This is a genomic window from Aquimarina macrocephali, from assembly GCF_051627225.1.
In the GTDB taxonomy this organism is placed as follows: domain Bacteria; phylum Bacteroidota; class Bacteroidia; order Flavobacteriales; family Flavobacteriaceae; genus Aquimarina; species Aquimarina macrocephali.
On record NZ_CP151795.1, the window covers coordinates 1,413,262 to 1,438,207 of the forward strand.

At 33.2% G+C, this 24,946-nt stretch carries 29 protein-coding genes; 21 read left to right on the forward strand and 8 right to left on the reverse strand.

The window, feature by feature from the left end; genetic code table 11:
• The first annotated feature begins 91 nt into the window (after positions 1–91).
• A complete protein-coding gene (dsrP, locus tag AAFU52_RS06325; protein ID WP_024768149.1) occupies positions 92–1,312 on the forward strand; it encodes a sulfate reduction electron transfer complex DsrMKJOP subunit DsrP in 1,221 nt (406 codons plus the stop codon).
• A 55-nt stretch (positions 1,313–1,367) separates the two neighbouring features.
• Here dsrP and AAFU52_RS06330 read toward each other — a convergent pair whose 3' ends face one another.
• A complete protein-coding gene (locus AAFU52_RS06330) occupies positions 1,368–1,502 on the reverse strand; it encodes a hypothetical protein (protein ID WP_262482407.1) in 135 nt (44 codons plus the stop codon).
• An 804-nt stretch (positions 1,503–2,306) separates the two neighbouring features.
• Between AAFU52_RS06330 and ccoS the strand changes: the two genes are divergently transcribed.
• From ccoS to AAFU52_RS06385, 11 genes are all read left to right on the forward strand, one after another.
• Positions 2,307–2,501: a cbb3-type cytochrome oxidase assembly protein CcoS gene (ccoS, locus tag AAFU52_RS06335; protein WP_024768150.1), complete on the forward strand. Its 195-nt coding sequence runs from the start codon at positions 2,307–2,309 to the stop codon at positions 2,499–2,501.
• 1 nt (position 2,502) lies between these two features.
• Positions 2,503–4,704 (forward strand): cytochrome-c oxidase, cbb3-type subunit I, encoded by a 2,202-nt coding sequence (gene ccoN / locus AAFU52_RS06340; RefSeq protein ID WP_438425884.1) that lies wholly within the window; start codon positions 2,503–2,505, stop codon positions 4,702–4,704.
• A gap of 5 nt (positions 4,705–4,709) precedes the next feature.
• The gene (locus AAFU52_RS06345; RefSeq protein ID WP_024768152.1) at positions 4,710–4,895 is read left to right on the forward strand and encodes a CcoQ/FixQ family Cbb3-type cytochrome c oxidase assembly chaperone; all 186 of its coding nucleotides are present in this window, start codon (positions 4,710–4,712) and stop codon (positions 4,893–4,895) included.
• Complete coding sequence (locus AAFU52_RS06350) at positions 4,892–5,782, forward strand: cbb3-type cytochrome c oxidase N-terminal domain-containing protein (protein WP_024768153.1); 891 nt, start codon at positions 4,892–4,894, stop codon at positions 5,780–5,782. Before AAFU52_RS06345 ends, AAFU52_RS06350 begins: the two co-directional genes overlap by 4 nt.
• 80 nt (positions 5,783–5,862) lie before the next feature.
• Positions 5,863–7,284 carry a cytochrome c oxidase accessory protein CcoG gene (gene ccoG, locus AAFU52_RS06355; RefSeq protein WP_438425885.1) on the forward strand — a complete coding sequence of 474 codons (1,422 nt, stop codon included), beginning with the start codon at positions 5,863–5,865 and terminating at the stop codon, positions 7,282–7,284.
• A 120-nt stretch (positions 7,285–7,404) separates the two neighbouring features.
• Entirely contained in the window at positions 7,405–7,851 is a 447-nt protein-coding gene (locus AAFU52_RS06360; RefSeq protein ID WP_024768155.1) for a FixH family protein, read from the forward strand.
• Complete coding sequence (locus tag AAFU52_RS06365) at positions 7,852–8,553, forward strand: sulfite exporter TauE/SafE family protein (protein ID WP_024768156.1); 702 nt, start codon at positions 7,852–7,854, stop codon at positions 8,551–8,553.
• 147 nt (positions 8,554–8,700) lie between these two features.
• Complete coding sequence (locus tag AAFU52_RS06370; protein WP_438425886.1) at positions 8,701–9,921, forward strand: sulfite oxidase; 1,221 nt, start codon at positions 8,701–8,703, stop codon at positions 9,919–9,921.
• Positions 9,922–10,398, forward strand: coding sequence for a hypothetical protein (locus AAFU52_RS06375; RefSeq protein ID WP_024768158.1), 477 nt, complete (start codon positions 9,922–9,924; stop codon positions 10,396–10,398). It begins immediately after the preceding gene.
• Positions 10,382–11,347: a sulfurtransferase gene (locus AAFU52_RS06380; RefSeq protein WP_438425887.1), complete on the forward strand. Its 966-nt coding sequence runs from the start codon at positions 10,382–10,384 to the stop codon at positions 11,345–11,347. Before AAFU52_RS06375 ends, AAFU52_RS06380 begins: the two co-directional genes overlap by 17 nt.
• A gap of 5 nt (positions 11,348–11,352) precedes the next feature.
• Entirely contained in the window at positions 11,353–12,237 is an 885-nt protein-coding gene (locus AAFU52_RS06385) for a sterol desaturase family protein (RefSeq protein ID WP_024768160.1), read from the forward strand.
• Between the two features lie 21 nt (positions 12,238–12,258).
• Here the strand turns inward: AAFU52_RS06385 and hemN are convergent, their stop codons facing one another.
• The 4 genes from hemN to AAFU52_RS06405 all read right to left on the reverse strand — a co-directional run bounded on the left by hemN (position 12,259) and on the right by AAFU52_RS06405 (position 16,939).
• Entirely contained in the window at positions 12,259–13,623 is a 1,365-nt protein-coding gene (hemN, locus tag AAFU52_RS06390; protein WP_024768161.1) for an oxygen-independent coproporphyrinogen III oxidase, read from the reverse strand.
• Positions 13,624–13,727: 104 nt separating this feature from the next.
• The gene (locus tag AAFU52_RS06395) at positions 13,728–14,564 is read right to left on the reverse strand and encodes a universal stress protein (protein ID WP_024768162.1); all 837 of its coding nucleotides are present in this window, start codon (positions 14,562–14,564) and stop codon (positions 13,728–13,730) included.
• Positions 14,565–14,648: 84 nt separating this feature from the next.
• On the reverse strand, positions 14,649–15,707 hold the full coding sequence (locus AAFU52_RS06400) for a response regulator (RefSeq protein ID WP_024768163.1): 1,059 nt from the start codon (positions 15,705–15,707) through the stop codon (positions 14,649–14,651).
• On the reverse strand, positions 15,704–16,939 hold the full coding sequence (locus AAFU52_RS06405; protein ID WP_438425888.1) for a PAS domain-containing sensor histidine kinase: 1,236 nt from the start codon (positions 16,937–16,939) through the stop codon (positions 15,704–15,706). The genes AAFU52_RS06400 and AAFU52_RS06405 overlap by 4 nt, the downstream gene beginning before the upstream one ends.
• Before the next feature lie 107 nt (positions 16,940–17,046).
• On the opposite strand from AAFU52_RS06405, the gene AAFU52_RS06410 reads away from it, so the two are divergent.
• The 7 genes from AAFU52_RS06410 (at position 17,047) to deoD (ending at position 21,521) form a co-directional block, all read left to right on the forward strand.
• Positions 17,047–17,454, forward strand: a complete 408-nt coding sequence (locus AAFU52_RS06410) for a hypothetical protein (protein WP_024768165.1) — start codon at positions 17,047–17,049, stop codon at positions 17,452–17,454.
• A gap of 19 nt (positions 17,455–17,473) precedes the next feature.
• A complete protein-coding gene (locus tag AAFU52_RS06415; RefSeq protein ID WP_438425889.1) occupies positions 17,474–18,361 on the forward strand; it encodes a DnaJ C-terminal domain-containing protein in 888 nt (295 codons plus the stop codon).
• Between the two features lie 10 nt (positions 18,362–18,371).
• The gene (locus AAFU52_RS06420; RefSeq protein WP_024768167.1) at positions 18,372–18,665 is read left to right on the forward strand and encodes a chaperone modulator CbpM; all 294 of its coding nucleotides are present in this window, start codon (positions 18,372–18,374) and stop codon (positions 18,663–18,665) included.
• A gap of 226 nt (positions 18,666–18,891) precedes the next feature.
• Positions 18,892–19,776 carry an RsiV family protein gene (locus AAFU52_RS06425; protein WP_024768168.1) on the forward strand — a complete coding sequence of 295 codons (885 nt, stop codon included), beginning with the start codon at positions 18,892–18,894 and terminating at the stop codon, positions 19,774–19,776.
• 93 nt (positions 19,777–19,869) lie between these two features.
• Entirely contained in the window at positions 19,870–20,169 is a 300-nt protein-coding gene (gene trxA / locus AAFU52_RS06430; protein WP_438425890.1) for a thioredoxin, read from the forward strand.
• A gap of 2 nt (positions 20,170–20,171) precedes the next feature.
• Positions 20,172–20,816, forward strand: coding sequence for a deoxyribose-phosphate aldolase (gene deoC / locus AAFU52_RS06435; protein WP_024768170.1), 645 nt, complete (start codon positions 20,172–20,174; stop codon positions 20,814–20,816).
• A gap of 6 nt (positions 20,817–20,822) precedes the next feature.
• On the forward strand, positions 20,823–21,521 hold the full coding sequence (gene deoD, locus AAFU52_RS06440; protein ID WP_024768171.1) for a purine-nucleoside phosphorylase: 699 nt from the start codon (positions 20,823–20,825) through the stop codon (positions 21,519–21,521).
• A 62-nt stretch (positions 21,522–21,583) separates the two neighbouring features.
• Here the strand turns inward: deoD and AAFU52_RS06445 are convergent, their stop codons facing one another.
• Positions 21,584–22,423, reverse strand: coding sequence for a universal stress protein (locus tag AAFU52_RS06445; protein WP_438425891.1), 840 nt, complete (start codon positions 22,421–22,423; stop codon positions 21,584–21,586).
• Between the two features lie 125 nt (positions 22,424–22,548).
• Here AAFU52_RS06445 and AAFU52_RS06450 point away from each other — a divergent pair, with 125 nt between their 5' ends.
• A complete protein-coding gene (locus AAFU52_RS06450; RefSeq protein ID WP_438425892.1) occupies positions 22,549–22,821 on the forward strand; it encodes an acylphosphatase in 273 nt (90 codons plus the stop codon).
• 212 nt (positions 22,822–23,033) lie between these two features.
• A complete protein-coding gene (locus tag AAFU52_RS06455) occupies positions 23,034–23,699 on the forward strand; it encodes a peroxiredoxin (RefSeq protein ID WP_106793375.1) in 666 nt (221 codons plus the stop codon).
• Between the two features lie 191 nt (positions 23,700–23,890).
• Here AAFU52_RS06455 and AAFU52_RS06460 read toward each other — a convergent pair whose 3' ends face one another.
• On the reverse strand, positions 23,891–24,340 hold the full coding sequence (locus AAFU52_RS06460; RefSeq protein WP_024768174.1) for a YHS domain-containing (seleno)protein: 450 nt from the start codon (positions 24,338–24,340) through the stop codon (positions 23,891–23,893).
• 87 nt (positions 24,341–24,427) lie between these two features.
• Positions 24,428–24,946 (reverse strand): DUF350 domain-containing protein, encoded by a 519-nt coding sequence (locus tag AAFU52_RS06465; RefSeq protein WP_024768175.1) that lies wholly within the window; start codon positions 24,944–24,946, stop codon positions 24,428–24,430.

Here is a 24,946-nt window from a genome sequence, read left to right on the forward strand (position 1 = left end):
ATGTCACTCTGAGCTTGTCGAAGAACGAGAAGTAGGTAAGAAAAGATATAGTGAAAAGCCCGACCCTATGGGCACGCCAAAAAAACAACACATGAAACGACTTAAAGTTTTTGGAAGTTTAGTTAAAGATAGCCTAGATACTACTACTCAAGGCTCAAAAAAATACCACATCTGGATGGCATTTTTGACTTTTGTCATGCTCATTGGTATGTACTGTTATTCTTTACAAATAGAACACGGTCTAAGTGTCACAGGAATGACCGATAGAGTAAGCTGGGGGCTGTATATTTCTAATTTTACATTTCTTGTTGGTGTTGCTGCAGCTGCAGTAATGCTCGTTATGCCGACTTACGTATTAAAAGATATTGATTTTAAACAAGCCGTACTTATTGGTGAGGGACTAGCCGTAGCAGCATTGATTATGTGTTTAGCGTTTGTTGTAGCAGATATGGGTGGACCATCTGTATTGTGGCATATGATACCGGGAATCGGAGTCTTTAATTTTCCCGCTTCAATGTTAACCTGGGATGTTATTGTGCTTAACGGATATTTATTTTTAAACATCTCGATCCCGTTTTACATTTTGTTCACACGTTATCAGGGAAAAGTGCCTAATCCAAAAATCTATGTGCCGGGAGCAATTTTATCTGTATTTTGGGCAGTAGCTATTCATTTGGTAACTGCATTTCTATATCAAGGCTTACAAGCTCGTCCTTTTTGGAACAATGCATTATTAGGCCCTCGATTTTTGGCATCAGCATTTGCCGCCGGACCCGCCTTGATTATTCTTGTTCTGGCAATCATCAGAACATTTACCGAATTTAAAATAGAAGATAAAACGATCAAAAAAATTGGTATGATCGTTACTGTAGCGGCTCAAATCAACCTGATCATGTTAATATCGGAGTTGTTTAAAGAATTTTATGCTCCAACACACCATAGTGAAAGCGCATATTACTTATTCTTTGGCCTACAAGGTAAAACAGCGTTGTTACCGTGGATATGGACAGCGATTCCTTTAAATGTCTTAGCAACCGTATTGCTAACTTTTGGTAAGCTACGCAACAATTTAAAAGTGTTATATTTCTGTTGCTTTATTCTCTTTATAGCAATTTGGATAGAAAAAGGATTTGGTTTGATTGTTCCTGGTTTTATCCCTGGACCTTATGGAAAAATTTCGGAATACACTCCCACGGGAATAGAAATTGGAGTAACTCTGGGTATTTGGGCTTTAGGAGCCTTCGTTTTTACTATACTGGCAAAAACTGCCATCAAGATAGAAACAGGAAAATTACAGTTTAGAAAAAAATAAATGAAGGCCGAATTTTAATTAAAATTCGGCCTTTTAGTATCTAATAATTCTTAACTTAATGTGCGTAGCGCTTAACTCCCGTGAACAAAGTGTCTTCATAATTATAAAGCTTTGGTGCACAATCCAAAAACATATTTTGTTTTTGTGTTGCTGTTTTTAGTTGTTTTCTAATATTTCGTAAAGTTCTCATGATGATTAGTTTTTGATCCCAAGGTATTGGGATAGGTTGATAAATATGAATTATCTGTATCGCCTTTTCGAATTCCAGGTATATCCAATAGGAGCATTTAATTTTCTAGTGATTCTGTTACTGTCTATAGTTCTCATAATTTCTGTTTTTTGATTGATGTATAAATTGTTAATTTTTTAATTGTTGTACCTAAAATTATCTGTAACGTCTTTTTGAGTTCCAAGTATATCCGATAGGAGCATTTAATTTTCTAGTGATTCTGTTATTGTCTATAGTTCTCATAATTTCTGTTTTTTGATTGATGTATAAATTGTTAGTTTTTTTAATTGTTGTACCTAAAATTATCTGTAACGTCTTTTTGAGTTCCAAGTATATCCGATAGGAGCATTTAATTTTCTAGTGATTCTGTTATTGTCTATAGTTCTCATAATTTCTGTTTTTTGATTGGTTTATAAATTGTTGTTGTTTTTAATTGTTGTACTTAAAATTATCTGTAACGTCTTTTTGAATTCCAAACATAACCTTTGGTCGTAATTAATTTTTTAGTGATTTGATTGTTGTCTAAAGTTCTCATAATTTCTGTTTTTATAATTGATGTATACCTACTAGACGTTGATAAATCATTTTTGTTACAGTACTATGTATAAAAAGGTACTATTTTAACAATTATTAACATTATACGCCTATAAAAGGTCAATAAATTAGATATTCTTGCTAAGAATGGGCTTAATTAATAAAACCTGATAAATGTCATTTTTTTAGAAAATGTTCACGCATACTTTTGACTCATAATCAAAAGTAAGCATGGGTGTAATCTATATACTCTTAACGATTAGTATTATCGTTGCCATCGTCTTTTTTATTAGCTTTATTATATCGGTCAGAAATGGTCAATATGATGATGTCTATACTCCTTCTGTTAGGATGCTTTTTGATGATGAACTTATAAAAGAAAGCAAAGAAAAATCTTCAGAATCCACTAAAACTAAACAATCATAATATGGAAATGGAACAATTCTATTACGATAATAAAATCGTAAAAAAATTCTTATATGCCACTCTACTCTGGGGTGTTGTTGGGATGTCTGTAGGCTTGCTACTGGCGTTTCTATTTTTATTCCCTAATCTAACAGATGGAATCTCATGGTTAAGCTTTGGGAGATTAAGACCATTGCATACCAATGCTGTTATTTTTGCATTTGTTGGTAACGCCATATTTGCAGGAGTGTACTACTCTACTCAACGTTTGTTAAAAACCCGTATGTTTAATGATACACTTAGTAACGTTAACTTTTGGGCGTGGCAATTGATCATTGTTGGTGCGGCTATTACACTTCCGTTAGGATATACCTCTTCAAAAGAATATGCCGAGTTAGAATGGCCTTTTGATATTGCAATTGCTATTGTTTGGGTAGCCTTTGGGTGGAATCTAATTGGAACCATTTTAAAAAGAAGACAACGCCATATGTATGTTGCTATATGGTTTTATCTGGCGACTTTTGTTACAGTAGCTGTTCTCCATATTTTTAATAGTCTTGCATTACCCGTAAGTGCTTTAAAAAGTTATTCGGTATATGCAGGTGTTCAGGATGCTTTAGTACAATGGTGGTATGGTCATAATGCGGTTGCATTCTTTCTTACTACTCCTTTCTTAGGCTTGATGTACTACTTTATTCCAAAAGCTGCAAATAGGCCAGTCTATTCATATCGATTATCTATTGTTCACTTTTGGTCTTTAATATTTATCTATATATGGGCAGGACCTCATCACCTTTTATATTCATCTTTACCGGATTGGGCACAGAATCTTGGTGTAGCATTCTCTGTTATGCTAATTGCTCCATCCTGGGGAGGTATGATTAATGGGTTACTAACATTGAGAGGTGCCTGGGATAAGGTACGTACCGATCCTGTATTAAAATTTATGGTAGTTGCCATTACTGGTTATGGTATGGCCACTTTTGAAGGACCTATGTTATCCTTAAAGAATGTAAACGCCATTGCGCATTTTAGTGATTGGATTATTGCACACGTTCATGTTGGTGCATTAGCCTGGAATGGATTTTTAACCTTCGGGATGGCCTATTGGTTAATTCCGAGACTGTTCAAAACTAAATTGTGGTCAACAGGATTGGCTAATGCTCACTTCTGGATTGGTACTCTGGGGATCATTATGTATGCATTACCTATGTATGTTGCCGGATTTGTACAAGCTTCTATGTGGAAACAATTTAATCCAGATGGAACACTTACTTACGGTAATTTCTTAGAAACTGTAAATGAAATCATCCCAATGTACTGGATGCGTGCTATCGGTGGTAGTTTATTCATCTTCGGAATGTTTATCATGATATATAACGTAATTAAAACTATAAGAAATGGTAGTACCGTTACAGATGAACTTGCAGAAGCTGCTCCACTTGCCAAAGTGACCAAACATAGAACCGTTAAAGAAGGATATCATACCTGGTTAGAGAGAAGACCTGTGAAACTAACCATCTTTGCAACCATAGCAATCTTAATTGGTGGGATCGTACAAATAGTTCCTACGCTAATGGTAAAATCTAATATACCAACGATTACCAGCGTAAAACCATATACTCCTCTTGAGTTAGAAGGAAGAGACATTTATATTAGAGAAAGCTGTGTGTCTTGTCATTCGCAAATGATCAGACCTTTCCGTAGTGAAGTAGAGCGATATGGAGAATATTCTAAAGCAGGTGAATATGTCTATGATCATCCTTTCTTATGGGGAAGTAAGCGTACGGGACCAGATTTAATGCGAATTGGAGGGAAATATTCTGATAACTGGCACTTAAATCACTTTTATGATCCACAAACAACCTCATCTGGATCTATTATGCCAAGTTATAAGTGGCTGATCAAAAACAAGCTTGATCGATCTAATACAGAAACCAAAATGAATGCTATGGTAACTCTTGGTGTTCCTTATACTCCCGAAGAAATTACCAGAGCACAGCAATGGATGGATGAGCAAGCAACTACTATAGAGAAAAACTTGTATACCGATCCTGATTTTGTAAAAACCTACGAAGCTGATAAAAAATATGCACAGGAAAACGGATTGGATTTCATCGAAATGCGAGATAGAGAAGTTGTAGCCTTAATTGCCTACATACAACGGTTAGGAACCGATATAAAAGTTAAAAACGAAGAAACTGTAGTTCAAAATAAAGAATAAACGTCATGCTAAAATTTATAAAAGGCCATATGGAAAGTATTGAGGGCATTGAAATCTACCCTATGATTTCGTTACTTATCTTTTTCATCTTCTTTGCCGCATTATTCTGGTGGGTTTTCACCGCAAAAAAAGAACATATAAAAGAAGTTAGTCAAATTCCATTAGAAACTGAAAACGAAAACGTGTTATGAGAAGTACTGCATCCTATATAAGAATTATAGCTTTTCTATTCATAGCATATCTATTAATAGAAGTAACTGTAGAATCAGGAGAACAATCTGCATTTATAACACAACCCCTTACCTGGTTGGTATTAGGAATGGTTCTGCTATTTATCATAGCAATAGAAATTAGTTTAGAAGCATTAAGAAGTATCCTGTTTCGTTCCTTAAAACCCGATGCACAAGAGCGTTATCTTCTGGCAGAAAAAGCTAAAAAAGAAAAGCAATTTAGATGGTTTAAAAACATCTATTTAAAGCTCCTCGACAGTAAACCAGTAGAAAGTGAAGAAGAAATCATTTTGGATCACAACTATGATGGGATTAAAGAGCTCGATAATAATTTACCACCATGGTGGGTCTATATGTTTTATGCTACAATTATATTTGGTATAGCCTATTTAGTTCGTTTTCATGTATTTAATGAATATACCCAGGCAGAAGAATATGAAACCGAAGTAGCCGAAGCTAAAATTGCAATCGAAAAATACAAAAAAACGGCCAAAGATTTGGTTGATGTAAACACTGTTACATTACTAACAGATGCTTCTGATATCAATGCAGGTAAAGCCGTTTATACAACCAATTGTGTTGCCTGTCATAAGGCAGATGGTGGTGGCGGTATTGGACCAAATCTTACTGATGAACATTGGATTCTGGGAGGAGGTATCAAAAATGTGTTTAGAACAATTTCTGAAGGAGGTCGAGATGGAAAAGGAATGGTTGCCTGGAAACAAACTCTAAAACCTGTTGAAATGGCGCAAGTGGCGAGTTACATTATCACATTAGTAGGTACAACTCCAGCCGAACCAAAAGAAGCACAAGGAGAAATTTGGACTGACCCCGATGCACAGAAATAAAAAAGTAGAAGGAAGAAATTCCTGAATCTGTTTCGAATTTAACAACTGTAGGTAGTACTGAACGAATAAAATCAAAACCATTGGAAACACCCGAAAACGAAAGATTTAGAGATTCTATCGGCACCATAAACGAAGAGGGTAAACGTGCATGGGTGTATCCCAAAAAACCTAATGGTAAGTATTACGATTATCGTAAATGGGTGAGTTATGGATTATTGATATTTCTTATTTCTGCTCCTTTCATCAAAATTAACGGTAACCAGTTCTTACTATTTAATGTCCTAGAACGCCGTTTTAACATTTTTGGAGCACCATTTTGGCCTCAAGATTTTCATTTGTTTGTGATATCCATGCTCATTGGTGTTATATTTATAACTCTATTCACCGTTGCTTTTGGTAGGATATTTTGTGGGTGGATATGCCCGCAAACGATTTTCATGGAAATGGTTTTTCGAAGAATAGAATACTGGATCGAAGGTGATCGCGGAAAACAAATACGTCTAAATAAACAACCTTGGAATGCAGAAAAGATTCGAAAACGTATCCTTAAATGGATTATATTTTTTATCATCTCGTTCCTAATTGCTAATATATTTTTAGCCTATTTGATCGAAAGTGATGTGTTGTTACGATATATCATTGATGGACCTTTTCAACATGTAAGCACCCTAATCTCTTTACTTATATTTACGGCTGTCTTCTATTTTGTATTCGCATGGTTTAGAGAACAAGTTTGTATTATTGCATGTCCCTATGGACGATTACAAGGTGTGCTACTCGACTCTAAATCAATTGTAGTTGCTTATGATTATAAGCGTGGAGAGAAAGAAGAAGGAAGAGCCAAGTTTAAGAAAAATGAAGACCGTCCTTCTACCGGGAAAGGAGATTGTATTGATTGTTTTCAATGTGTACATGTTTGTCCGACAGGAATTGATATTCGTAATGGTACACAGCTAGAATGTGTAAACTGTACGGCTTGTATTGATGCCTGTGATCATATGATGGAAAGTGTAAACCTTCCTAAAGGATTAATACGATATGCCAGTGAAGATAACATTGCTAAAAAAGCAAAATTTAAATTCACCCCAAGATTAAAAGGGTATAGTGCTGTTCTGGTAATTCTAACTGGTGTTTTACTAGGAATGTCATTTCTAAGAAACGACGTAGAAGCAAATATCTTACGATTACCAGGGCAATTATACGAGAGAAAAAATGATAATATCATTAGTAACGTATACACCTATAAACTGGTTAATAAAACCACGGCAGAAATTAAAGATGTTCGTTTTGAATTAATGTCCCATAAAGGGAAAATAGAGCTAGTTACTCATAAGAATTTTAATGTTCCTAAACAGGGAATTGCCGAAGGCACTTTGTTTATTGAAATCAATGGTGCTGCTCTAAATGGGGACAGTGACCGATTAAAAATCGGAGTATATAGTAATGACAAATTAATTGAAACAACGATTACTGCATTTTTAGGACCTAGAAGTTATAGGTAATAAAAATATAAAACTATAAATTATAGTGGATTTTCAACCTATGCCTGAATGACAAGTATTTTGTTCCTTTTTGTCATTCTGGTATAGGTCAAACCCATAACAGAACTAAAGAAAGATATTATGAAAATAAACTGGGGAACCGCCATCGTATTAGTATTTATAGGGTTTATCTCTTTTATCCTATATTTTGTTGTAAAAATGAATACTAATTCAGACTATGAACACGATTTGGTAACTGAAGATTATTATAAACAAGAACTTGCTTTTCAGAATGAAATCAATGCTGAAAAAAACTCAAAAACATTACTAAAAGATGTTATCGTTAAAAAAACAGCAGAAGGTCTAGCCATCTCTTTTCCAGAAGATAAAAACTATAATGATATTTCTGGCACTATATCCTTCTACAGACCATCGAATAAAAAGTTGGATTTCGAAATTCCTATTTCACTCTCTACTTCAGAATTAATAATTGAAGATAAGAATCTACTAGAAGGACGTTGGAATATCACTATTGATTGGAAATATGAAAATACTTCATATTTATTTAAAAAATCATTTACATATTAAATGCTTATATCTGCGTTCATATTAGGTTTATTGGGTAGTTTTCACTGTGTGGGAATGTGTGGTCCTATTGCCTTTATGCTACCTGTAAACAAATCTAATACCATTCAAAAATTCTTTCAGGTATTTCTATATCATTTTGGGCGATTATTATCCTATAGTATCATTGGATTATTCTTCGGAATCATAGGGAAGAGTTTAAATCTTTTTGGATTACAGCAAAAATTATCTATTGGAGTTGGCGTTTTGATGATCGTAGTTATATTGATCCCATATCAAATTTTTTCTAAATATAATTTCTCAAAACCGATTTACAAAATTATCTCCAAAGTCAAAAATGCCCTGGGGGCTGCCTTGAAAAAGAAAACGCCAGATACTTTTCTCTCCATTGGTTTCTTAAATGGTTTTTTGCCCTGTGGTTTAGTTTATATGGCTGTTTTTGGAGCCATTGCTTCTGGTCATATCCTCAAAGGTAGTTTGTATATGACTTTTTTTGGATTAGGAACCATACCTTTAATGACAATGGCTGTATATGCTGGGAATTTTTTAAACAGAAAAGCCCGGCAACACATTCAAAAAATGATTCCTGTATTTGTAGTCATAATCGGATTATTATTTATTATACGAGGTCTTGGATTAGGGATCCCGTATCTTTCTCCTAAACCTGTAACCGAAATAGTTTCTGCAAATTTTGAGTGCCATTAATAGTGTATTTCGATAATATTTACTCCCATAAATTCACTTCAATAAAATACGCGACTGTACTTACCAGAACATATATGTAACCTTTGTTACTGAAATAAAGAATGAAAAACGTTAGATTTATGAGGTAAAACAATAACTGTTTACCAAATGAAAAGACGAAACTTTGTTAAAAAAACGGTATTAAGTTCTATGGTAGCAGTCATAGGATATGATATTGTTTTTGGAGCTATAATGCCCGAAGGATACGAGCCACTGGCATTGCAAGGTTCAGACCCTTACAAAATATTCAAAAAAGATAAAGGAATGGTCATTTTAAATGACAAACCTTGGAATATTGAGGCTAAAGCTCATTTATTGGATGATAAAGTGACTCCTAACAAATATATGTTTATTCGAAATAATGGTCTAATTCCCAAAAATATAAATGCTACAAACTGGACGTTAACAATTGATGGAGAATCTGTAGTCCAAAAGAAAACCTATACACTTACTGAACTAAAATCAAAATTTAAACAACATACCTACCAACTAACCTTAGAATGTGGAGGTAACGGCCGTAGTGAATTTGACCCTCCCGCAAAAGGCAATCAATGGACCGTTGGAGCGGTCTCTTGTGCAAATTGGACAGGTATTAGATTACGAGATCTTCTTGAAGATGTAGGCATAAAAGATAATGCCGTTTACATTGGGTATCATGCTGCCGATACTCACTTAAGTCAAGATCCCAATAAAGAACCTATATCCCGAGGAGCTCCAGTAGCAAAAGCTCTTCAGGATGAAACACTATTAGCCTTTCAAATGAATGGAGAAGATATTCCATTAGTTCATGGATATCCTCTACGTTTGATCGTTGGAGGATGGCCTGCTTCTGTTTCTGGTAAGTGGATCAACAGAATTAGTGTCCGTAACAAAATACACGATGGCACCAAAATGAAAGGGACTGCATATCGAATACCTTGTGAACCAGTAGCACCTGGTAAAAAAGTAAGTGATGAAGATATGTGTATCATAGAATCGATGCCTATAAAATCCTTAATTACACATCCTAAATCAGGAGCGATGATTGATGAAGGAAAAAAAATAAATATTAGAGGGCATGCCTGGGCTGGCGAATTGGAAGTCGATAAAATGGAATATTCAATTGATTTTGGAGCTACCTGGGAAAAATGTTCAATAGAAAAACCTGTAAATCGTCTTGCCTGGCAGCATTTTTATGCGACTATTAATTTTCCGAAAAAAGGATACTATGAAGTTTGGGCACGTGCCACAGATACACAAGGTGTTAGCCAGCCTATGATTCTCCCCGGTTGGAATCCTAAGGGATACTTAAATAATGCCTGTCACCGTATTGCAATAAAAGTCACATAAATGGAACAGCAAAATCAATTCAGACACTATGTTAAAGTTATTTATCGACTTTTGGTAATACTATTCATTATGGTTGGAATGATTACGATTAGTGGGGTTTATCTTCTTGTTGACCCTACATTGTCTGCATTTAAAAAAGAAGAGTTTAATTCAACTTATGTTACAACCATAGAAGAAGATGAAGACAAAATTGAAAATGGAATACATCTAAGAACTGGCCTGGTTGAAGCCAAAGGGTTAATGGAAGTAATAAATAATTGCACTAATTGTCATTCGTCTAAGCTCCTTATACAAAACAGGATGACTACAGAACGATGGATAGAAACGATACGATGGATGCAGGAAACTCAAAACTTATGGGATTTAGGAACCAATGAAGAAATCATTGTAAACTACCTCGTTACTAATTATCCTCCCAAGAAAAAAGGAAGGCGTGAAATATTAACAAATACTGAGTGGTATGATTTACAGGATTAGCAGCATGATAATTTTGGGGACACTATTTTTTTCCTGTACAAAATCTAAAGATAAAGTAAAGGATGTGATTTCTACAGAAACCAAAATAGATACAAAAACTTATTATAGTTCTAAACATCTAATAGAAGTTGAAGAATTAGTATCTCTTTCAAAACAGCAACATATAAAAATAATAGATTTTAGAACAGCAGAAGACTATGCTAAAAATCATATTAATGGGGCAATAAACATCTGGCGTACAGACATAGAGGACTTTTCATACCCCTATAACGGGATGATGGCTAAAAAAGAAAAAATTGAGCAATTATTTAGCAGATTAGGGATTAAAAATAACGATACCTTAATAGTATATGATGATAGAGGATCCTGTGATGCTGCTCGCTTCTGGTGGGTACTTAAAAATTATGATTTTAAATCTGTAAAAATATTAAATGGAGGGTTAATCTCTTGGAAAAAAGCAGGAGGCTTGATTAATAATCATACTGTATCGATTACTCCATCAACTTTTACACTTCATAATAATACTTTTGAACTATATATTACAAAAGAAGAAATCATTAAAGCCATAAACTCTGATAAACAAGTCGTCATTCTAGACACCAGAAATATTGATGAATTTAGCGGCAAAAAACAAAAAAAAGGAGCTAATAAAGGAGGGAGAATTCCAAAAAGTATACTTATCGATTGGGCAGAAACAATAGACCATAAGGGAACGTACAAATTTAAATCTTATGATGATCTAAATACTATTTATGACAGAATGGGAGCATCAAAAACAGATACTATCATCACATACTGTCATAGTGGAGTACGCTCTGCACATACCACCTTTGTGCTCACAGAATTACTAGGATACAAAAATGTCAAAAATTATGATGGTTCCTGGGTAGAATGGAGTTATTTTAATGATCTGCCTTTTGAACAAGATGAGACAACAACAATAAAATAATAGTTATGGAAAAATATATAAGTGCATTTATCGACTCCTTTATGGGTAATATACAATGGACATGGAAATCAATGTTATTTGAAGTTCCATGGTATACCAATTATTTCTGGGGACTTATAATTATATCATTATTAGTCTGGGGGTTAGAAGTTATTTTTCCCTGGAGAAAAAATCAATCTGTTTTTAGAAAAGATTTTTGGCTAGATGGTTTCTATATGTTTTTTAATTTTTTTCTTTTTGCTATTGCTATAAGTGGTTTTTATAAGCTACTTGAAGTAATTTTTAAAGATATTGGGGTTTCTGCAAAAACTTTAACCATAATTGATGTTTCTAATCTTTCTACATGGGTACAACTTCTACTATTTTTTATTGTACTGGATTTTGTGCAATGGTTTACCCATATTTTACTTCATAAGTATCCATTCTTATGGAGATTTCATAAAATACACCATTCTGTTAAAGAAATGGGGTTTGCTGCACACCTAAGATATCATTGGATGGAAAACATTTTCTATAAACCACTTAAAACTATTGGTGTAATGGTTCTAGGTGGTTTTGAACCAGAACAGGCTTACATTGTACATTTTTTAGCAATTACAATTGGTCATTTTAATCATTCTAATATAAAAATTACCTGGGGACCGCTTAAATACATCCTAAATAACCCAGTCATGCATTTATATCATCATTCTTATGAATTACCTAAAGGCTCTTATGGTGTGAATTTTGGAATTAGTTTAAGTCTTTGGGATTATATCTTTAAGACCAACTATATCCCCGAAGATAGCGGCACAATAGCTTTAGGATTTCCTGGTGATGAAAAAGTCCCTGAAAATTTTATTGGTCAAATTATCTATGGCTTCAAAACATCAAAACAGAAAAAAGAATAGCTTTTCAAATTCTTAAGAGTATCAAACAGTCATTGAAAACAACATTGTTTCTGGTATTTTTCGTTGTAATCTAAGGTCAAAAGCCATACAGATATTACGAACAAAAGGGCGTCCTTTTTCTGTGACATGAATATGAGAATCATTAATCACCAGTAATTGATCTGCTTCTAATTCTTTTAAGTTCTGTAACACCTCGGGTAGTTCTTTAAAATACATATGATCATCTTCCCATTTGGTACTAAAATGACACATCAAATTAAGGATATGTTTGCGTATAATCTGATCTTCTATAGTTAAAATATGCCCTCGATAAACAGGAATAATACCCTCTTTCACCAAATGCTGGTATTCTTCTACTCCTTTTACATTTTGAGCAAAACCATACCAACTATCACTAATTGCAGATACTCCCAAACCAATCATTGCATGTGTTTTGGAAGCTGTATATCCCATAAAATTACGATGCAGACTTTGATTTTCCATAGATTGGTATAGTGAATCATTTTTTAAGGCAAAATGATCCATCCCAATTTCTACATAACCTACTTCTGATAGTAGCTTTTTTCCTATTTCATATTGTTTCCGCTTTTGTTCTCCTGTTGGGAGATCCGATTCTTTAAAACCTCGTTGCCCATTACCTTTCTGCCATGGTACGTGCGCATAACTGTAGAATGCCAGTCGATCAGGTAATAGTTCTTTTGTCTTTAGGATTGTATCAACTACTGCTTCTTGTGTTTGAAAAGGCAGTCCAAAAATAATGTCATGCCCAACAGAGGTGAAGCCAATTTCTCTGGCAGTCTCTGTTACATATTTTACATTCTCAAAAGGTTGAATCCTATGGATTGCTCTTTGTACCGTTTCGTTATAATCCTGCACACCAAAACTTACTCTTCTGAAACCAACATCATATAACGCCTGCAAATGTTCTCTAGTAGTATTATTGGGATGCCCTTCAAAACTTAATTCACAATCTTTTGCTTGTTCTACTCCAGAGAAAATACCATTAATTAGATACTGTAAATTTTCGGGCGAAAAAAATGTAGGTGTACCTCCTCCCAGATGTAACTCTTTTATTTTGGGCTTAGTCTCAAAAAATTTAAGGTACAATTGCCATTCTTTTAAAATCGTATTTATATAGGGTTCCTCTACATCATGTCGTTTTGTAATACGTTTATTGCATCCACAAAAAGTGCACATACTTTCACAAAATGGTAGGTGGATATATAAACTTATTCCTTCTGTATTATTACTTTCTGTAAACGATTGTTGTATGGATGTTGTCCATTTTTTTAATGAAAAAGTATTGATATCCCAATAAGGGACAGTAGGATAACTTGTGTATCGAGGTCCAGGAATATTATATTTATGAATTAAATTTGTGCCCATTTTTTTGTTTTTTGAACTATTCTTAGCTGTCATCAATGTGGCTAGCTTACACCTAATTAATTATATTATAAAAACCCGATATTTCTTCTCTCCTCATTTACAAATTATTCATGTAATACTAAAAAAGGGATATTAATATGATAACTTATTTTTTCGACTGTAGGGTGAAACAAAATACGTTGGAAGAAATTAAGGTTTTTGGCAATCATAGTAATCATATCAATGTCTCTGCTTTCAACAAAACATTGTATCGCTTCTTCGATATTGGGGTTAGACAGGAAGTGAAAACTATGCTCTATTTCATCTATAGAATCATCTAGAAAGTCTTTATTTTTTCTTTGTCGATCGGTTAATTCTTGTTCTTTTTTGGCAACATGCAAAATCCGTAAAGCGGCTTCATTTAAAGTAAGAGTATCCATGATCGTATTTAGCACTCTACTTTTGTATAACATATTATAATCTGTGGGAAATGCAATTTCTTTAGGCTTAGTATACTTGGCATTTTCGGGGATAACCAAAACCGGGCATTTTACTTTTGTAATTACATCTCCTGTATTACTGCCTATGGTTTTTTCCTTAATCCCAGAAGCTCCTTTGGTTCCCATAACAATAAAATCAATATTCTTTTCCTTGACCTGTTTTCTAATCGCGTCTACAAAAAAGATATATTCATTAATTGTGAAAAAGCTATGTTTCGTATTTAAAGGTAGTTTCTCTATTCTTTTAAGCAATAATTGCATTTGCTCTTTATCGCTTTGCGTGCTTTTTTCTAAGACTGTTTCTTTTGAACCATAAAATGAATCTCCTCCCATCATTTCTTCAAAGGGAGAGACATGTAGCAAATAAAAGTTACATTTCACCCTTTTAAAAAATGACAATGCATATGTAATGGCATTCCACGAATTTTCAGAAAAATCTGTAGGGATCAGGATGTTCTTCATTTTTAATACTTTCTAATACAGCAAATGTATTAGGATGTACTCATGAAAAATATGACAAAAATCAGTTTGAGTGCTTTTGTATTTTTATTCTACTAGCTGAAGGCCAGATAAATCCAGAATTTTTATGTTACGCCCTTCGATTTCAATCAACCCATCTTTTTTAAAACTGGATAATGTACGTATCAAACTTTCTGTTGCAATCCCGGCTACACTTGCCAAATCATTTCTGGATATTTTTATACTATCCTGAGATTTTTTATTCAATACGTCGGCAAATTGAAGTATCGTTTGTGCCGTTTTTTTGCGTACCGAACTATAGGCCATTTGTAATAGTTGCTCTTTAATTTCAGAAAGATTATCTGTAAGTAGCTCCATTAATTCGAGAGAAATATTCTTACTTTTTTCTAGAATCTCTTTTAAATTGTTTTTTGATATTCCTGCTAATTCAGAGTCTTCAACCGCTGTTGCTGATTCTAAATATGGTGTATTATCTATAAACGAAGTAAATCCTAGGAAATCATCGGTTTTGTATAAAGTAGTGATCAGTTCTTTACCATTCTCATCCATTTTATGACTTTTAACAACTCCTTTTAGGATGAGATATATGTTATTAGAATGCTCTCCTTCTTCATAGATTACTTCTCCTTTCTTAAATTCAGAAATCTCACCATTATCATCAAAAAAATTCTTAAGCTCATGTAAATTCCTAAGTCCGTTATCCTCAGAAGTACTTTTAGTAGAGGATTGTTGATCTCTAACAATTTTAGACAGTAATGCTGCTTTTGCAAGACGGCTCTCGATTGCATTCAATAGCTCCTCCTCTTCAAAAGGTTTGGTTAGGTAGTCATCTGCTCCCAAGTCCATTCCTTTTCTAATCTCTTTATGTTCTGTTTTTGCAGATAAAAATATAAAAGGAATATGGTTGGTTGTCGTATCAAAGGACAATGCTTCTAGTACTCCATATCCATCAACTTCGGGCATCATAATATCACAAACAATGATATCTGGTTTTTCTTCCTTGGCCTTAACGATCCCAACTTTTCCATTTGGAGAGGTGATTACTTTATAATCTGAAAGTTCTAACAGTTCTGCAGTGTTTTCTCTAAGTGCTGTGTCATCTTCGATTAAAAGAATAGTTTTCATGATTCGTGAGTATTGGTTGTAGGTACAGTAACAGTAAATGTAGAACCTTTATTTTCCTTACTCGTAAAAGTAATACTCCCTCCTAGGTTTTCCAAATGACTTTTCACAATATTTAGTCCAATACCAGTTCCTTGATCTAACAAGGCATTTTCTGCCCTAAAATATCGCTTAAAAATAAAATCTTGTTCTTTTTTAGGAATACCAATACCTTGATCGATAATCTTAAATGTAAGGATATCATCTTCAAAACATACCTGTAAATCTATAGTGGTATGTTCTCCAGAATACTTGATGGCGTTGTTAATTAAATTAGTGAGTGCAAGCTCCAAAATCTTTTCATCAAACTCTATAACATAGTCATCAATATCCTTAGGGTAATTTATTCTTTGCCCGTCTTTAAGTAACATATTAGCATCATAGACCACTTCATTAACAACTTTACTTAGTGGAAACTGACTGTATTTATAGGTTACTTTACCTGTTTCTAATCGTTCGATAGATAAAAAATCATTAAGGATATTGTCCAAGTACTTTACTTTGTTTTTTATGGTATCGAGATGCTTTTCTCTCTTTTCCTGTTGTTCTGTTTTAGTGTATTTTCCTGCAAGTGTGGCAGAAGTAAGAATACCACTTAATGGTGTTTTAAATTCATGTGAAACAAGCGAAAGAAATTTTGTTTTCAACTCACTTAAGTCTCGTTCTTTTTTTAAAGATTCTTTGGTTTGAGCTTCGGCCTCCATACGAAGTTTTACTTCTTCTTTTAATTCTTGTATGGTATGATGCAGTTCTTCTGTACGTTCTTCTATTTTATGCTCTAGCTTAGCATTTAGATCTTGTATTTGCTGTTCTTGTTGTTTCCGAAGTGTAATATCGATAACAAGGGCCATTACATAATTGTTACCATAAATTGTAAATGGATTTAATCCTGCTTCTACCGGAAATACAGAACCGTCTTTTCGTATCCCAAAAAGATCTCGCCCTGCTCCCATATGTCGTTTTTCACTGTGGTCTACAAAACCTTCAAAGTGTTTTTTGTGACCGTGATGGTATTTTCTTGGTATCAAAGTATTAAGGTGTTTTCCCACTAACTCATCTTTGTCATAACCAAAAATAGTATTCGCAGAACCATTAGTTGCTACTATTGTTTGCTCCTCGTTCACCACAATGATCCCTTCTGAAATGGCCTCAGAAAGTAATTTGAAAATATTATTATCCTTTTCGAAAACTTTCATGCTTCAAAAGTAATGATTTTGATTTATTACCAGAACTGATTTATGTCATAAAAAATATGATCAGATCTGATTAAATTTATATTCATTAACCGATAATTTTTTATGATATGAATACTGCTCAAAATATAGGGATTATATTTTATCAAAACCTAGGCAAGCTATTTTATGCAATTGCTGCATCGGATAAAGTAGTCCGCAAATCAGAATACGATTCCTTACGAAAAATTGTAAAGACAGAATGGTTAAAAGTAGATGACATTGAAGATGAGTTTGGTGTCGATGCTTCTTTTCAAATCGAGATTGTTTTTGACTGGCTTGATCATGAAGAGTTGAGTGCAGAAGATTGCTTTACTCAATTCGAAACATTTTTTAAAGAACACCAATCTCTTTTTACAGATAGACTAAAACAATTGATTTGGACTACATCTAATGCCATTGCAGGTGCGTTTTCTGGCAAAAACAAATCTGAATTAATGATGCTTGGTCGATTAAAATTAATTTTTGAAAAACAATAACTAATTTTCAAGTTAGCATATGGAGTTTATTGATTACTATAAAATATTAGATGTTTCAAAAAATGCTTCAGAAGGAGATATTAAAAAGGCGTATAGAAAACAAGCTCGAAAATATCACCCAGACCTAAATCCAAATGATAAAGAAGCAGAAAGAAAATTTAAAGAAGTTAATGAAGCAAATGAAGTATTAAGTAATCCCGAAAACCGAAAAAAATACGATCAATACGGTAAAGATTGGAAACATGCAGAAGAGTTTGAAAAAGCCAAGCAATCTCAGCAACAATACAATCGATCTGGACAACAGCAATACTATAAAAATTACTCAGAAAGTGATTTTTCAGATTTTTTCGAGTCTATGTTTGGAGGTTCAAGGAGAAGTTCTGCACAAGGTAGAACTCGATATAGAGGAGAAGATTATAATGCAGAATTACATCTTGATCTAATGGATGTCTATAAGACACATAAGAGAACACTAACTGTTAACAAAAAAAATATTCGTATTACAATTCCTGCAGGAGTTGAAAACGGGCAAACTATAAAGATCAAAAATCATGGAGGTCCAGGAATCGGAGGAGGTCCAAATGGAGATTTATACATTACTTTTCGTATTGAAAACAAAACCTTGTTTAAACGGATCAAAAGTGATCTCTATCTACAAGTAGATATTGATTTGTATACTGCAGTTTTGGGTGGTGAAATTACAATCGAAACCCTTGACGGAAAAGTAAAACTAAATGTAAAACCCGAAACTCAAAATGGAACCAAAGCCAAACTAAAAGGAAAAGGATTTCCGGTATATAAAAAAGAAGGACAATTTGGAGATCTTTTTATCACATATGCTATCAAAATCCCAAATAACCTGTCGAAACAACAAAAAGAATTATTTAGAACATTATCCAAGCTTTAAATGTATTATAATGACTAAAGGACATCTTATACCAGCAATAGAATTCTGTTCACGTCACGAGATAGAATTCTCCTTCATAAACTCATTACATGAGTTTGGATTAATTGAAATTATTACTATTCGTCAAACCGTATTTTTAAACTCTGACGAATTACCCAGAATCGAACAAATTATACTATTCAATAAAGAATTAGAAATTAACCTCGAAGGAGTCGAAGTCATCATGCGTCTACTAGAACGAGTTCATCAAATTCAAAATGAAATGAACATACTTAAAAACAGATTAGGACTATATGAAAATTAACACCGGTAACGGTTCAAAGATTATCTGTATTCATCAAGCTTTCTTATGATTAGTTTGATTACATATTTGTAAAAACAAATAGAAAACAGATTTTTTTAATTACACACTACATAGTAAGAGGCGGGTTTCTAACGAAATCCGTCTTTTCATTTGTTAAACAAGATGATCATTATCATATTTTTTGATGATTTGCTGCCCTATTTTTATATGAATTAAAAACAAACCTATGAAAACTCTTATCGCTTGCCTCATTTTTTTAAGCCTTATTGCATGTAAAAAAGAGGTCTCTCCGCAAAAATCATCAGAGCAACAAGAAACCGAACAACATACAGAACAAAAAGCAGAAGATACGATATTGGTTTTTTCTGAAGAAAATCTTGAGCTCAACAAAGAGAAAACAAAAGCTATTAAAAAAGAACGATTAATTACCGCCAAAGATGATAAAACCAAATTACAAGAATTAGTAATTTCTAAGAGCTTTTTAAAAGAAGAAGATCTTTATGTTCTGGATTACAAATATCCATACCTAAATGAGAAAATGGATCCTTTATACTCGGTATTTAATAATTTTATTTCAGAAAATTATCTGAATATTGAAAAAACAGAAAATCAAATTCTTGAAGACAAAGAGTTACTTTGTGACACCTTAAAAATCGATAGGTTTAGAGATAAAAGAATTATTGATTATAAAATCTATAGTGTAAAAAGTGATCGTATTAGTGTTGTCCTTTACAAGGAGAATTATTATTCTGGAATGCTATATTCTACATACCTCTTTGATTGTGTGAACTTTGATCTTAAAAAACATGATTTCATTTATTTTGATGATTTCTTTGAAACTGGCACAGAAGAAGAAGTGTTTACTACTATAAATACAATTATAAAGGACGGTATTAGTTCTGGAGAATTGTATTATGACTGTTGGGAGCTTTCAAAAGGGGATTTTAAAGCTTATAAAAATAATTTTGTGGTAAATGATGATACTGTAGAATTTTATTTTGATGATTGTGTAATTTGTCCTTCGTATACGGGAACGTATTCTATAGAAATCCCAATAAAAGTTATAATGCATCTTATCAAAAAATATAATGACCGCCCGATAGTAAGTTAATTTCTTTAATTAAAAACTTTCTCGGTTCATTATTATAACTTAGCAATTAAGAGATTTGGCAGTATGAATAGCCATAATGATAAAAAAAAACAGATGAAAAGTAGTTTTAGCAATATCATTGAATCAAAAACACCAGTATTGATAGATTTTTTTGCAGATTGGTGTGGCCCATGTAAAATGCTTGCGCCTATTCTTAAAGAGGTTAAAGATGAACTGGGAGATACGATCAAGATTGTTAAGATTGATGTAGATAAAAATCAACCTTTAGCATCAAAATATCAGGTTCGCGGTGTACCCACAATGATATTATTTAAAGAAGGCAAACAACTCTGGAGGCAATCTGGAGTATTGCAAAAAAATGATCTGCTTGGAGTAATAAATTCACACCAATAACCATGACACTCAATACATATATAGATCACACATTATTAAAAGCAGATGCTACAGTTGATGATATTAAAAAACTCTGTGCAGAAGCAAAAGAATATCATTTTTATGCAGTTTGTGTAAATAGTTATTATGTTGGTCTGGCAGAAAGTGAATTAATGCATACAGATGTTAATATAGCAGCTGTAATAGGTTTTCCTTTGGGTGCTACAATTACCAAAGTAAAGATATATGAAGCTCAACAATGTATTGATGAAGGTGCAAATGAAATTGATATGGTACTTAATATCGGACTCTTAAAATCCGGGTACTATACTATTGTAGAAGAGGAAATAAGAGTAATAAAGAAAGTAATTGGAGAACGTGTCCTGAAAGTAATTTTTGAAAATTGCTATCTCACCGATGCCGAAAAGAAAATTGCTTGTCAATTATCCTTAAATGCGGGAGCAGATTTTATAAAAACATCTACAGGTTTTGGCACCAGCGGTGCTACTTTGGATGATGTAAAACTCATGAAAAATGAAGTGCAGGATAACATCCAGATAAAAGCTTCTGGAGGAATCAGAGACTTGAAAACAGCAAAGCAATACATTGATTTAGGTGTATCCAGAATTGGTACCTCATCTGGGGTCACTATAGTAACTTCAAAATAAAATAAGATGAGTCTACACATCGCAGCACAACCGGGAGAAATAGCAGAAACAGTTTTATTACCAGGAGACCCTATGCGTGCCAAATGGATTGCGCAAACTTTTCTTGACAATCCTATCTGTTACAATGAAATTAGAGGAATGCTTGGCTATACCGGAACCTATAAAGGAAAACCTGTCTCTGTACAGGGTACTGGAATGGGAATTCCCTCTGCTTTAATTTACAGTCATGAACTTATTAGTGATTATGGAGTCAAAAATTTAATTCGAGTGGGTTCTGCAGGTTCATATCAAAAAGATATTAAGCTCAAAGATATTGTTATTGCCATGGCTGCCTCTTCTACTTCGAATATCAATACTGCACGATTTATAAATTCGGACTATTCTCCTACTGCAGATTTCGAATTATTTATGAAAGCAATACAGTATGCAAAAGATAATAACATTCCTATTAAAGCGGGAAATGTATTATCTTCTGATGAGTTCTATGAAGACAACCCTAATTCATATCAGCGTTGGGCAGAATTTGGAGTACTTTGTGTTGAGATGGAAACTGCCGGGTTGTATACTATTGCAGCAAAACATAAGGTTAAAGCTTTAGCTATTTTAACGATATCTGATTCATTAGTCACGGGAGAAAAAACATCTTCAAAAGAAAGAGAAACGACTTTTAGCAAAATGATTGATATTGCTTTAGGAACCTTATAAAAACACCTTACGATTATAATACAAACCTCGCAGATTTTAGAAACCTGCGAGGTTTTTTTGATTTATATTTTAAACGTGATCACAGGCTTGTTTGCATGATTTGCAATATCCTCACCGATACTACCATTAAAGAAATGCGCCAAACCACGACGACCATGAGTAGGAATCGCAATAATATCTGCATTGATCTTTTTACTATAATTAAAGACTCCGCTTTCTACACTATAATCGTTAAAGCAAGCTACCTTATTATACATATCAAGATTACCAGAATCTGCTTTAAAAAGGAATTCTTTTACTCTTTCTTCTATTTGGTCCGAACTTCTAAATTGTTCTCCCGGTAAATTAACATATAGTAAATGTATATTAACGCCTAGGGAGTTAAATAGTGTCATTGCATTATGATATGCTTTAATATTTTCTACCTTAAAATCACAGGCAAATACAACTTCTTTTAAAACAAAGTTATCTACAGGGTTCTTTATGACCAATACTGGGATATCTGATGTGCGTACTACTTTTTCTGTGTTTGATCCTATAAACACTTCTTCTCGTAAACCGCTAATACCATGGGATCCCATAACGATAAGATCTGCTTCCTTTTCATGAGCGACTTCGTTAATTTCACTAAAAATCTTATAATTTTGTACAGTCTCTGTAACTTCAATACCTTTAAGATATTCTTTATCTAGAAAGGTACTAAACCTTTTTTCGGCAAGCTTCATATAATACATCGCTTCATTTGCCTCCTGAGCTTCATTTTTAATCAATACGGCTTCAGACAATCCCAGCATATGCAATACTATGATTTCAGCATTTTGCTGTTTAGCCAATAGTGCTGCAACCTGCAATGCATATTCTGAATATTCTGAAAAGTCTATGGGTACAAGAATTTTTTTCATGATTATCTGTTTTTATACTATCAAAATTAAAAGATGTTATCGCCAATTAATATGATAATTATCATATCATTACACTACGCTAAAAAACAGTTTATTTGTAATACCTTTAAATACTAATACAGACAATGCAAAAACATTATAACATCACAGTCGAAGGAAAAGTCCAGGGAGTTTGGTATCGCAAAAGCACCCAAGAAAAAGCCAAAACACTCAAAATTAAAGGACATGTAAAAAACCTACCTAACGGAAACGTCTACATAGAAGCCGAAGGAGATAAAAATCAACTTAGTCAATTATTAGAATGGTGTGCTATAGGTCCCGAATTTGCAAAAGTGGATACTGTTTCTTTTGAAGAAGTTGATTTACAGTTTTTTAAAAGCTTCGATATTTTGCGTTAGATGATCTTTATTAATTAAATCATAAATTAATTTAAGATCTTGTTAAGTATGACATTTCTCATTTTTAACCCTTTCAACAGGTGGTATTTTTAAGCTATAAACTTAAATAAGTTAGTAATAAAAAATGCGCTTATGCATATGCTTAATAGTCTTCCTTTTTCAAGGATCATATCATAAGTCTTTCTCTTACTTAAATTAAAAATATTAGAATTATGGAATCAACAGAAATAGAAATGAACAGTATGCCCAGAATAGGTGACGATGCACCAGATTTTGATGCGATAACCACACACGGTGCTTTGAAGTTATCTGAATACGCAGACGGAAAATGGGTAGTTTTATTTTCGCATCCCGCAGATTTTACACCTGTTTGCACAACAGAACTAAGTGGTTTTGCAAAAAGAAAACAAGAATTTGAAGATTTAAACACTAAACTTATTGGGTTAAGCATAGATAGTATTCATTCTCATCTTGCCTGGGTAAATAATGTAAAAGAAAAGACTGGAGTATATCTTGATTTTCCGATCATAGCAGATCTGGATATGAAAGTTGCTAAACTATACGGTATGTTACAACCTAATGAAAGTAAAACCGCAGCTGTACGGGCTGTATTTTTTATTGATCCATATCAAAAAATAAGACTTATCATGTACTATCCTCTCAATGTTGGACGTAATATGGATGAAATCCTTAGAGTGTTGCATGGTTTACAAGTGTCTGATGAATACAAAGTAGCTTTACCGTTAAATTGGAAAAAAGGAGATAAAGTAATCGTTCCTCCTCCTAAGACGTTGAAGCAAATGGAAGAGAGAATACAGGATACTTCTTGTGAAAAAGTAGATTTTTACCTTGCCAGAAAAGAATTAAATCTCAACTAATACATAGTTAAGAGTATAACCAAACCTCCTACATTTTATATGCTTAGGAGGTTTTTGATTACTAACAAACAGAGGTCATAACTGTTTAAAAAACAACAAAGCCTACTAGAACCTATTTCTAGCAGGCTTTGTCAACTAACCAATCAATTATTGAAAAAACTTAGCATTATATGCAGCTCAATAAGACTGCATTACTTTTTTATTTTTATTTTTTGCCAATTCGTATCAGCTTTCTTTTGCAACTTTGGAGCATCTTCTTTTATCCATTTATCCAGTGTATTAATCCCCCACGAATTATAAAACAAGTATAACTTACCATCTCTTACTTCAAAGGTTTTAGGATTTATATCTACTTTTTCACTATTCACCGCTACAGCATAGGCACAATACCCTCCATATTGTGGAACATATTTATCAGGATTACTTTTAAATTTCTCTAAATTTTCCTGACTTGCAAATTTGTAGTTTACTTTATCATGAGTTGCTATAAACTTACCATCTCCCTTAACTGCCTTATTGCCAAAGTATTCTGTAACATCATATCCTTCTGCCACAAAATCTTTATTAGTATTATAATCTACTTGCTGAGCACTTACTACTGCTACAAAGGCAAAGAATAGTATAGTTATATATTGTTTCATGTATTAGTTTTATTACGCTCTTATCCATTAAGTCGTAAAAAAACCTAATCATTACACTTTTAACATAATTATAAGGTGTTTAAGCTATTATAGCAGAAAATTAGTAGTTTCCGGATACGGTATCAGGGCACTAATCAATAGACTAATGCTATCTTTTGCTATTAAGGTAATCGATAACAATGTAGCAGTAACTACTACAGCAGAAGCCAAATTATTTTGTTGAATATCTTTAAATTCATTTACACCTTTGGTAAGAGCAGAAAAAAGTAAAAAAACCGAAGTATTAATAAGCAAGGCAAATATAAATCCAATACATAGATACAATCCAGAATATTGAATAATCTCTCCAAATGTAATTTCATTTTCTCCAGACATCGACAGTCGTATCATATTGGTTATAGATGGGATAATTTCTCCCAGGATCATACCAATCGATAAAATAATTCCTGCTGCAAAAACAGAAAAAGCCATATTATCTTCTCTAAAAGAAACATTCTTAAAAAATACGCTTTGCAGAATTTTAAAAGAAATAAACAGTATGAGTACAGAAACGACAATAGCAAGTACTATTTCTATAAAAGCAAGGGTTAATAGTTTCGTTTGCAT